This window comes from Streptomyces sp. NPDC005899, from assembly GCF_040629645.1.
Taxonomy (GTDB): domain Bacteria; phylum Actinomycetota; class Actinomycetes; order Streptomycetales; family Streptomycetaceae; genus Streptomyces.
Genome location: NZ_JBEXWB010000225.1, coordinates 1 through 10,786 on the forward strand (window position 1 = coordinate 1; position 10,786 = coordinate 10,786).

At 72.1% G+C, this 10,786-nt stretch carries 10 protein-coding genes and 1 pseudogene; 9 read left to right on the forward strand and 2 right to left on the reverse strand.

All coding sequences use genetic code 11. From position 1 onward, the window contains the following. The 3 genes from ABZ371_RS22355 to ABZ371_RS22365 form a co-directional block, all read left to right on the forward strand. Positions 1–201, forward strand: a 201-nt coding sequence (locus tag ABZ371_RS22355) for a hypothetical protein (RefSeq protein ID WP_358682500.1), incomplete at its 5' end; no start/stop codon positions are given. Next, on the forward strand, positions 198–845 hold the full coding sequence (locus ABZ371_RS22360) for a vitamin K epoxide reductase family protein (protein WP_358682502.1): 648 nt from the start codon (positions 198–200) through the stop codon (positions 843–845). The genes ABZ371_RS22355 and ABZ371_RS22360, both read left to right, overlap by 4 nt. A gap of 117 nt (positions 846–962) precedes the next feature. Continuing rightward, entirely contained in the window at positions 963–2,336 is a 1,374-nt protein-coding gene (locus ABZ371_RS22365) for a replication-associated recombination protein A (RefSeq protein WP_358682505.1), read from the forward strand. Positions 2,337–2,382: 46 nt separating this feature from the next. Here ABZ371_RS22365 and ABZ371_RS22370 read toward each other — a convergent pair whose 3' ends face one another. Continuing rightward, positions 2,383–3,084 carry a DUF2470 domain-containing protein gene (locus ABZ371_RS22370; protein ID WP_358682508.1) on the reverse strand — a complete coding sequence of 234 codons (702 nt, stop codon included), beginning with the start codon at positions 3,082–3,084 and terminating at the stop codon, positions 2,383–2,385. 191 nt (positions 3,085–3,275) lie between these two features. Between ABZ371_RS22370 and rpsD the strand changes: the two genes are divergently transcribed. Then, complete coding sequence (gene rpsD, locus ABZ371_RS22375; protein ID WP_014157362.1) at positions 3,276–3,890, forward strand: 30S ribosomal protein S4; 615 nt, start codon at positions 3,276–3,278, stop codon at positions 3,888–3,890. 14 nt (positions 3,891–3,904) lie between these two features. Here the strand turns inward: rpsD and ABZ371_RS22380 are convergent, their stop codons facing one another. Then, entirely contained in the window at positions 3,905–6,091 is a 2,187-nt protein-coding gene (locus ABZ371_RS22380) for an AAA family ATPase (RefSeq protein WP_358682511.1), read from the reverse strand. A 227-nt stretch (positions 6,092–6,318) separates the two neighbouring features. On the opposite strand from ABZ371_RS22380, the gene ABZ371_RS22385 reads away from it, so the two are divergent. The 5 genes and pseudogenes from ABZ371_RS22385 to ABZ371_RS22405 form a co-directional block, all read left to right on the forward strand. After that, entirely contained in the window at positions 6,319–6,765 is a 447-nt protein-coding gene (locus tag ABZ371_RS22385; RefSeq protein ID WP_358682520.1) for a DUF948 domain-containing protein, read from the forward strand. A 7-nt stretch (positions 6,766–6,772) separates the two neighbouring features. Continuing rightward, on the forward strand, positions 6,773–7,114 hold the full coding sequence (locus ABZ371_RS22390) for a DUF6167 family protein (protein WP_358682514.1): 342 nt from the start codon (positions 6,773–6,775) through the stop codon (positions 7,112–7,114). Then, positions 7,114–9,783: an alanine--tRNA ligase gene (gene alaS, locus ABZ371_RS22395; RefSeq protein WP_358682517.1), complete on the forward strand. Its 2,670-nt coding sequence runs from the start codon at positions 7,114–7,116 to the stop codon at positions 9,781–9,783. Before ABZ371_RS22390 ends, alaS begins: the two co-directional genes overlap by 1 nt. Positions 9,784–9,791: 8 nt before the next feature. Continuing rightward, positions 9,792–10,265, forward strand: a complete 474-nt coding sequence (ruvX, locus tag ABZ371_RS22400; protein ID WP_358682523.1) for a Holliday junction resolvase RuvX — start codon at positions 9,792–9,794, stop codon at positions 10,263–10,265. A gap of 99 nt (positions 10,266–10,364) precedes the next feature. Then, positions 10,365–10,786, forward strand: a pseudogene (locus ABZ371_RS22405) (hypothetical protein); the annotation flags it as partial.

Consider the following 10,786-nt stretch of genomic DNA (forward strand, 5'->3'; position numbering starts at 1 on the left):
GCCGTGCGCCGCGGTCCCGCCGCCCCCGGCCAGGACGCGTCCTGCGCGGGCTCCGCGCTCCGGGCGCCCGTCCCGCGGAACCCGGGCCCCCGCACGCTCCGCGCGTACACCTTTATGTGCATCGAACGGATGGGCGCGCCGGGTGTGCGGCACAATGACCGTGCCCCGGCCGGCTACTCAGTGATGGAAACGGCGATATGACGATGGCAGCGGTAGACCACTCCTCCTCCGAGCGGGACCCGGAGCGGGGCGAGGACGGCGGGAAGAGGACCATCGGCGGCAGCCGCGCGCTCGCGTTGCTGCTGGTGATCACGGGAGCGGCCGGTCTTCTCGCCGCCTGGGTGATCACGATCGACAAGTTCAAGCTGCTCGAGGACCCGAGCTTCACCCCGGGGTGCAGCCTCAACCCGGTGGTCGCGTGCGGCAACATCATGAAGAGCGAGCAGGCGGCCGCCTTCGGCTTCCCCAACCCGATGCTCGGCATCGCCACCTACTCCGTGGTCATCGCCGTCGGCATGGCGCTCCTCGCGGGAGCGCGCTTCCGTTCGTGGTACTGGCTCGGCCTCAACGCGGGCACGCTGTTCGGCGTCGGCTTCTGCACGTGGCTCCAGTACCAGTCGCTGTACAACATCAACTCGCTCTGCCTCTGGTGCTGCCTGGCCTGGGTCGCCACGATCGTCATGTTCTGCTACGTCACCACGCACAACGTGAAGCACCGGGTCCTGCCCGCCCCGGCCTGGCTCAGGAACGGCCTCACCGAATTCCACTGGGTGCCGCCGGTGCTCTGGATCGGCATCATCGGCATGCTGATCCTCACGCGCTGGTGGGACTTCTGGACCAGCTGACGGACGGACCGGCAGACGGAGCCGGGAGGCCGCCCGGCGGAGCCGGGGACGGGCCGGCGGGCCGGGGGCGGCCGACGGGGCCGGGGCACTGTCGGCGGGGTGGCATAGGCTTTCGGGGTGGAGCCCGACCTCTTTACCGCAGCCGCCGAAGACCGCCAGGAGAAGGACCCGTCCAGCAGCCCCCTGGCTGTGCGGATGCGTCCACGCACGCTGGACGAGGTCGTCGGCCAGCAGCACCTGCTCAAGCAGGGCTCGCCGCTGCGCCGCCTCGTCGGCGAGGCGGGCGGAGGGCCCGCGGGTCCCTCGTCCGTGATCCTCTGGGGGCCGCCGGGCACGGGGAAGACGACCCTGGCGTACGTGGTCAGCAAGGCCACCAACAAGCGCTTCGTCGAGCTCTCCGCGATCACCGCGGGCGTCAAGGAGGTCCGTGCCGTCATCGAGGGCGCGCGCCGCGCGACCGGCGGCTACGGCAAGGAGACCGTCCTCTTCCTCGACGAGATCCACCGCTTCTCCAAGGCCCAGCAGGACTCCCTGCTCCCCGCCGTGGAGAACCGCTGGGTGACTCTCATCGCGGCCACCACGGAGAACCCCTACTTCTCGATCATCTCCCCGCTGCTGTCGCGCTCCCTGCTCCTCACCCTGGAGCCGCTCACCGACGAGGACCTGCGCGCCCTGCTGCGCCGGGCCGTGACCGACGAGCGGGGTCTGGGCGGCGCGGTCACGCTGCCCGAGGCCGCCGAGGCGCACCTGCTGCGGATCGCTGGCGGCGACGCCCGGCGTGCGCTGACCGCGCTGGAGGCGGCGGCCGGAGCCGCCCTCGCCAAGCACGAGGCGGAGATCACGCTGGAGACGCTCGAGGAGACCGTCGACCGCGCCGCAGTGAAGTACGACCGTGACGGCGACCAGCACTACGACGTGGCGAGCGCCCTGATCAAGTCGATCCGGGGATCGGACGTGGACGCCGCCCTGCACTACCTGGCCCGGATGATCGAGGCGGGGGAGGACCCGCGCTTCATCGCCCGGCGGCTGATGATCTCCGCCAGCGAGGACATCGGCCTCGCCGACCCCACAGCGCTGCCCACGGCGGTCGCGGCGGCCCAGGCGGTCGCCATGATCGGTTTCCCCGAGGCGGCGCTCACCCTCAGCCACGCCACGATCGCCCTGGCCCTGGCCCCGAAGTCCAATGCCGCGACCCTGGCGATCTCCGCCGCGCAGGAGGACGTGCGCCGCGGGCTCGCGGGTCCGGTCCCGGCGCATCTGCGCGACGGCCACTACAAGGGTGCGGCGAAGCTGGGCCACGCCCAGGGCTACGTCTACCCGCACGATGTGCCCGGCGGCATCGCCGCCCAGGAGTACGCCCCGGAGGCGGTGCGCGGCAGGCGTTACTACGAGCCCACGCGCTACGGCGCGGAGGCCCGCTACGCCGACGTGGCGGACCGGGTGCGTGAGCGGCTCGGCCGCGGGGAGCCGGACGGTCCGGCGCCGTCCTGACCACCGGCGCCCGGCGGGGCGCGGCCGTTCGGCGGGGCGCAGCCCCTCAGCAGGACGCCGCCTCGAAGAGCGTGCGCACGGCCCGGCGCAGTTGGCCGATCTCGCGGACGGGCTCGGGGAACTCGAACCGCGCGTCGAAGCACGCCCGGCCACCCTCGACGAACCGGACCCGCAGCCCGAAACGGTCGAGCGCCAGCGGCACCGCGTCGGGCCCGTGGGCCGCGCACCCGGGGGTGGTGCGCTCGCCGAGCAGCGCGGACAGCGATCCCATCCGCTCCGCGTGGGCCGCGTGCAGGTGCTGGAGCAACTCCGCCTCGTGGGCCACGAACGGATCGGGCTCCGCGTCGCGGAAGGCGTCCGCCGTGACCTCCTCGGCGCCCCACAGGTCGTCCACGAACGCCTCGGCGGTCTCCAGCCGGAGCATCGTCCGGCCCGGTCCGGCCTGCCCCGGCACACAGGACAGCCGGCCGCCGACGCGGGCCCGGCCGCGGATCCGGTGGGGGACCGAGACGGGGGCGACATCGGTGATCTCCAGCACAGCGGCCGGCTCGTCGTCCCGGCCCTGGGTCAGGGCCCTCACGAGCGGGGAATCGGCGGGGAACCGGAGGAACAGGTCGCCCCGCGGCCCGACGCTCCTGTCGTCCGGTACGGACCGGTGATCGGGGGCCGCCACCAGCCCGGGTACGAGCAGCACCGCGGAGCAGGTACTCTGTACGAGAGTTCGTGTGCGTTCGGCTGCTGACGGCAACCGAGTGTTTTCAAGCCCGCTGGGACGCGGCTGACCACGATCAGATCGGCCTTCCGTCGTAGCGGCGCCTTTTTCGAACGCGCCGCCGCTGTCTGTGCTGTCCGTGACGTGTGTGGTGTTCCCAGGGCGAGACATGCGATCTCCTTGAGTAAGGTAAGCCTAACCTAACCTACAACGGAGGTCTGGAGAACGTGCCTAACCAGTCGCGTCCCAAGGTCAAGAAGTCGCGTGCCCTCGGCATTGCCCTGACGCCCAAGGCTGTCAAGTACTTCGAAGCCCGCCCCTACCCGCCGGGCGAGCACGGCCGTGGCCGCAAGCAGAACTCGGACTACAAGGTCCGTCTGCTCGAGAAGCAGCGTCTGCGTGCGCAGTACGACATCAGCGAGCGCCAGATGGCGCGCGCCTACGACCGCGCCCGTAAGGCCGAGGGCAAGACGGGCGAGGCGCTGGTCGTCGAGCTCGAGCGCCGCCTCGACGCCCTGGTCCTGCGTTCGGGCATCGCCCGCACCATCTACCAGGCCCGTCAGATGGTCGTCCACGGCCACATCGAGGTCAACGGTGGCAAGGTCGACAAGCCGTCCTTCCGCGTGCGCCCCGACGACGTCGTGCAGGTCCGCGAGCGCAGCCGCTCCAAGGTCCCCTTCCAGGTGGCCCGCGAGGGTGGTTACGACACCGACGGCGAGACCCCGCGCTACCTCCAGGTGAACCTGAAGGCCCTGGCCTTCCGCCTGGACCGTGACCCGAACCGCAAGGAAATCCCGGTCATCTGCGACGAGCAGCTCGTCGTCGAGTACTACGCCCGCTGATCCAGGCGTAGCTCTCAACCGAGCTCCGGCCCGCCCCTCCCCGTTCTCCGGGAGGCGGCGGGCCTTGGCGTTCCCCCGGCCGGCCCGCCGCGCGCCTCCCGCGCGACCGGCCCGCCGAGTGCCCGCGCCACCGCGGTCCCGACCTCCAGCAAGGTCCCCGAGCGCCGCTCGGCCTCGTACCGGGCGTCGCCGAGTTCCCCACGGGCCCGCTCCTCGCACCGGGCGCGGGGCACGCCGTAGTGGGCCGAGCCGAAGACGGGCAGCCCCACCGACGGCCAGATCCGCTCGGCGGCCCCCTGCAGGACGGCGGCCTCCGCCGCCTCACCCTCCACCGACGTGACCAGGGCCAGCAGCTCCAGCGAGAGGACCGTGCCGAGCAGGTCGTGGAAGGCGTGCGCGATCGACAGCGACTCCCCGAGCATCTGCCGGGCACGCCCGTACTGCCCGCGCTCCAGTGCCGCGTACGCCAGGACGTACAGGCAGTAGGCCAGGGCCCACCGCTCGCCGTGGTCCTCGCAGACCCCGCGGACCTCGTCGCAGATCTCCGCCGCCTCGTCCAGGTCGCCCCGGAAGGCGACCGCCATCGCCAGTTCGACCTGGGCCATCAGCACGTTGCTGTTCAGCTCGCCGATCTCCCGGTAACGGGCCAGCGCGTCGTGGAACAGCTCCTCGGCGCGCGCCGGATCGTCCGTGACGAGCGCGAGGCAGCCCGTGCGGTGGACCGCGTAGGCGACGGCGGCCGCGTCCCCGCAGAGTTCGGCCTCCTCCCGGCACTCCCGCAGGGCCGCCACCGCACCGGCCGGGTCACCCTGCAGCACGGCGACGTATCCGAGCACCCACAGGGCCTTGAGCCGCGAGGGGTCGTACGCGGACTCCTCCTCCAGCACGTGGTCCAGCCAGTGCCGGCCCTCCGACAGCCGGCCGCAGCCCACCCAGTAGAACCAGAGCGTGCCCGCGAGGTACTGGGCGAGGTGGACCTCGTCGGCGCTCTCCATCGAGCACTCCATGGCCCGCCGCAGGTTCGGCAGTTCACTGTCGACGCGCGCCGCGACCTCGGCCTGCCGCGGGCTGAACCAGTCCAGCTCGCACCAGGTGGCGAGTCCCAGGAACCAGTCGCGGTGCCGGCGGCGCAGCCGCTGGGTGTCCCCGGTGGCCCTCAGCCACTCGGCACCGTACTCCCGCACGGTGTCCAGCAGCCGGTAGCGGCTGCCCGCCGCCGAGTTGTCGCACTCCACGACGGACTGGGCGATCAACTCGCCGAGCACGTCCAGCACCGAGTCGGCCGGCAGCTCCGGCCCGCTGCATACGTATTCGACGGCCTCCAGGTCGAACTGCCCGGCGAACACCGACAGCCGCGCCCACAGGAGCCGCTGCTCCGGGGAGCACAGCTCATGGCTCCAGCCGACGGCCGTGCGCAGGGTGCGGTGGCGGGGGAGCGAGCCGCGGGTGCCGCCGGTCAGCAGCCGGAACCTGTCGTCGAGCCGGCGCAGCACCTGCCCGACCGACAGGGCGCGCATCCGCCCGGCGGCCAGCTCCAGGGCGAGGGGGATGCCGTCGAGGCGCCGGCACAGCTCCCGGGCCGCGTCCCGGTTGCCCTCGTTCAGCCGGAAGCCGGGCTGTACCGTGCGGGCCCGCCGTGCGAAGAGTTCCATCGCGTCGTCGTCCGTCATCGTCGCCAGGGCGAACACCGCCTCCCCGTCCACCCGCAGCGGCCGGCGCCCGGCGGCGACGACCCGGAGCCCGGGGGCCCGCCGGAGGAGTTCGCGCACGAGTCCGGCGCACGCGTCGACCAGATGCTCGAAGCCGTCGATCACCAGGAGGAGCCGCCGCCCGGCGCAGTGGTCGACCAGCGCGGCGCGGGGCGGCCGGCTGGTGTGGTCGGTCAGTCCCAGGGCGTCGGCGAGGGTGTGCTCCACGAGCGCCGGATCGCGGACGGCCGAGAGCTCGGCCATCCACACCCCGTCGCAGTACCGTTTCTCCGCGCGGACCGCGACCTGGGCGGCGAACCGGGACTTCCCCACGCCCGCCACTCCCGACACCGTGAGCAGCCGTGACTCCGCCAGGAGCGACTCGGCGGCGCGGAGTTCGGCCTCCCGGCCCACGAACGCGTTCAGTTCGGCGGGCAGATTGCCGCGGGCGGCGGGGGCCCAGGGCGCGGGGTCGTCGTCGGACGCGGGGAAGGGGCGCTGAGTGCGTCGCATAAAACACGCAGAGTACTGGCACGTAAGCTCTCCGTACAATCTCCCCGCCTCCGGGGCCACCCCGCCCGCGGGTAATGCGGTACGGCGGGCGACGCCCGGCGCGATAGGCTCGAGGGACGACGATCGGCCGCCGTGGCAGGACGCGCACGGCCGGCCGGGCAGGCCGGGAGACACCCCGGCCCGAGCGAGCGACGAGCAGAGAGCGGTGCACTGTGTCCGGTGGAGAGGTGGCCGGGATCCTGGTGGCCGTCTTCTGGGCGATCCTGGTCTCCTTCCTGGCCGTGGTGCTGGTGAGGCTGGCGCAGACGCTCAGGGCGACCACCGCGCTGGTGGCGGACGTGACCGAGCAGGCTGTGCCGCTGCTCGCCGACGCCTCCGCCACCCTGCGGTCCGCGCAGACCCAGTTGGACAAGGTCGACGCCATCGCGAGCGACGTCCAGGAGGTCACCTCCAACGCCTCCGCCCTCTCCACCACCGTCGCCTCCACCTTCGGCGGCCCGCTCGTGAAGGTCGCCGCGTTCGGCTACGGGGTGCGCCAGGCGCTCGGCCGCCGCAGCGCACCCGAACCGGAGGCGGACCGCCGCACCCCCCGCCGCACGGTGATCGTCGGACGAACCGTGCCGTCCGCCCGCAGGAAGCGGAACGGCCGCAGCTCCCGCGGACAGAAGGACTGACCCAGCGATGTTCCGCCGTACGTTCTGGTTCTCCGCCGGCGCAGCCGCCGGTGTGTGGGCCACCACCAAGGTCAACCGCAAGATCAGGCAGCTGACTCCCGAGAGCCTCGCGGCGCAGGCCGCCGACAAGGCGATCGAGGCGGGTCACAGGCTCCGGGACTTCGCGCTCGACGTGCGCGAGGGCATGGTCAGGCGCGAGGCCGAACTGGGCGGCGCGCTGGGCCTGCAGGCACCGGTCGACCCCGAACTCCCGGCCGCCGCGCCCTTCGCCGTCGAAGCGGACACGACCCGCCGCGCCACCTACCGCACGCTTCCCCACAACTCGAACAACCGGAATGAGGACCACTGATGGAGTCGGCTGAAATTCGTCGCCGCTGGCTGAGCTTCTTCGAGGAGCGCGGCCACACCGTCGTGCCTTCGGCGTCGCTCATCGCGGACGACCCGACTCTGCTGCTGGTCCCCGCGGGCATGGTCCCCTTCAAGCCGTACTTCCTCGGTGAGGTCAAGCCGCCCGCCCCGCGCGTCACCAGCGTGCAGAAGTGCGTGCGTACGCCCGACATCGAGGAGGTCGGCAAGACCACCCGGCACGGCACGTTCTTCCAGATGTGCGGCAACTTCTCCTTCGGCGACTACTTCAAGGAAGGCGCCATCCGGTACGCCTGGGAGGCCCTCACGACCTCCGTGGCGGACGGCGGCTTCGGCCTCGACCCCGAGCGCCTGTGGATCACCGTCTACCTGGACGACGACGAGGCCGAGCAGATCTGGCGCGAGAAGATCGGCGTCCCCGCGGAACGCATCCAGCGCCTGGGCAAGAAGGACAATTTCTGGTCCATGGGCGTCCCCGGCCCCTGCGGCCCGTGCTCGGAGATCAACTACGACCGCGGCCCCGAGTTCGGGATCGAGGGCGGCCCCGCCGTCAACGACGAGCGCTACGTGGAGATCTGGAACCTGGTCTTCATGCAGTACGAGCGCGGTGCCGGCGACGGCAAGGAGGACTTCCCGATCCTCGGGGACCTGCCGTCGAAGAACATCGACACCGGCCTCGGCCTCGAACGCCTCGCCATGATCCTGCAGGACGTACAGAACATGTACGAGACCGACACCCTGCGCGTCGTCATGGACAGGGCCACCGGGCTCACCGGCGTGCGCTACGGCGCCGAGCACGGTTCCGACGTCTCGCTGCGCGTCGTCGCCGACCACATCCGCACCTCGGTGATGCTCATCGGCGACGGCGTCACCCCCGGCAACGAGGGCCGCGGCTACGTCCTGCGCCGCATCATGCGCCGCGCCATCCGCAACATGCGGCTGATGGGCGCCACCGGGCCGGTCGTGCGCGACCTCGTCGAGGTCGTCGTCGACACGATGGGGCAGCAGTACCCCGAGCTGATCACGGACCGCAAGCGCATCGAGACGGTCGCGCTCGCCGAGGAGGCCGCCTTCCTCAAGGCCCTCAAGGGCGGTACGAACATCCTCGACACCGCCGTCACCGAGACCAAGGCCGCCGGCGGCAGGGTCCTGGCCGGCGACAAGGCGTTCCTGCTCCACGACACCTGGGGCTTCCCGATCGACCTCACGCTCGAGATGGCCGCCGAGCAGGGGCTCTCCGTCGACGAGGACGGCTTCCGCCGCCTGATGAAGGAGCAGCGGGACCGGGCCAAGGCCGACGCCAAGGCCAAGAAGACCGGGCACGCCGACCTGTCCGCCTACCGCGCGGTCGCCGACACCGCGGGCGCCACCGAGTTCACCGGCTACACCAGCAACGAGGGCGAGTCGAGGATCGTCGGCCTGCTCGTCGACGGCGTCCCCTCGCCCGCCGCCACCGAGGGCGACGAGGTCGAGGTGGTCCTCGACCGCACGCCGTTCTACGCCGAGGGCGGCGGCCAGCTCGCCGACCAGGGCCGCATCAGGCTCGACACGGGCGCCGTCATCCAGGTCCGTGACGTCCAGCAGCCCGTCCCGGGCGTATCGGTCCACAAGGGCTCGGTGCAGGTCGGCGAGGTGACGGTCGGAGCCTCCGCCTTCGCCGCGATCGACAGCACGCGCCGCCGTGCCATCGCCCGCGCCCACAGCGCCACGCACCTCACGCACCAGGCGCTGCGCGACGCGCTCGGCCCGACGGCCGCCCAAGCCGGCTCGGAGAACTCGCCCGGCCGCTTCCGCTTCGACTTCGGCTCGCCCGCCGCCGTACCCGGCACGGTCCTGACCGACGTCGAGCAGAAGATCAACGAGGTCCTCGCGCGGGAGCTCGACGTCCAGGCCGAGGTCATGTCCATCGACGAGGCCAAGAAGCAGGGCGCCATCGCCGAGTTCGGCGAGAAGTACGGCGAGCGGGTCCGCGTCGTGACCATCGGCGACTTCTCCAAGGAGCTGTGCGGTGGCACGCACGTCCGCAACACCGCCCAGCTGGGCCTGGTGAAACTCCTCGGCGAGTCCTCCATCGGCTCGGGCGTGCGCCGCATCGAGGCCCTGGTCGGCGTCGACGCGTACAACTTCCTCGCCAAGGAGCACACGGTCGTCGCCCAGCTGCAGGAACTGCTCAAGGGCCGTCCCGAGGAGCTCCCCGAGAAGATCTCCGGCATGCTTGGCAAGCTGAAGGACGCCGAGAAGGAGATCGAGAAGTTCCGCGCGGAGAAGGTCCTGGCGGCCGCCGCCGGCCTCGTGGAGTCGGCCACGGACGTGCGGGGCCTCGCCCTGGTCACCGGACAGGTGCCGGACGGGACCTCGGCCGACGACCTGCGCAAGCTCGTGCTCGACGTGCGCGGGCGCATCCAGGGCGGCCGGCCGGCCGTCGTGGCCCTGTTCACCACGGCCAACGGCCGCCCGCTGACCGTCATCGCCACCAACGAGGCCGCCCGCGAGCGGGGACTCAAGGCCGGCGACCTGGTCCGTGCCGCCGCCAAGACCCTCGGCGGCGGTGGCGGCGGCAAGCCGGACGTGGCCCAGGGCGGCGGCCAGAACCCGGACGCCATCGGCGACGCCGTCGCCGCTGTCGAACGCCTCGTCACCGAGACGGCGTGACGACGGACATGCCGCAGATGCGCCGTGGACGCCGACTCGCCGTCGACGTCGGGGACGCCCGTATCGGGGTCGCCTCGTGCGACCCCGACGGGATCCTCGCCACACCGGTGGAGACCGTGCCGGGACGCGATGTCCCGGCGGCCCACCGGCGGCTCGGCCGGATCGTCGAGGAGTACGAGCCGATCGAGGTCATCGTGGGCCTGCCCCGCTCCCTCGGCGGCGGGGAAGGTCCCGCCGCCGCCAAGGTGCGGGCCTTCGCCCAGGTCCTCGCCCGCGCGGTCGCACCGGTCCCGGTGCGCCTCGTGGACGAGAGGATGACCACAGTGACGGCGGCCCAGGGGCTGCGGGCGTCGGGCGTGAAGTCCAAAAAGGGCCGGTCCGTCATCGACCAGGCTGCCGCTGTGGTGATCCTCCAGAACGCTCTGGAGTCCGAACGGGCGTCAGGCACCGCACCCGGTGAGGGCGTCGAAGTGGTTGTCTGATCGCGATACGGTAACGTTCCGCGCGATGCGCCGGTGTTCGAACAGACACCGCACAGCCAAGCGAAGAGACGGAACGCGTCTCGCGGCTCTAGGGGATCGATGACTGAGTATGGCCGGGGCCCCGGCTCCGAACCGTGGCCCCCCGAGGACCCGCTCCAGGGGGACCAGGGATGGGACGGCCGGCAGGCCGCCCACGGTCAGGGCCAGTACGACGGCCGGCAGCAGTCCTACGCGCAGGACCCTTACGCCCAGCAGGACTACCGGCAGGACCCGTACGCGCGGCAGCCGGACCCCTACGCCCATCAGCAGCATCAGCGGGACCCCTACGCCCAGCAGCACCCGCACGATCCGTACGCGGCCCAGCAGCAGCACCAGCAGGACACGTACGCCGGTCAGCAGCAGCACGGCGCCCCGCACGACCCGTACGCCCAGCAGGCTCACCAGCCCCAGCACGACCAGCACCAGCAGCAGCACGGGTACGACGGCGGCTGGAACACCGGTCAGCAGCAGGCGGCGCCGTA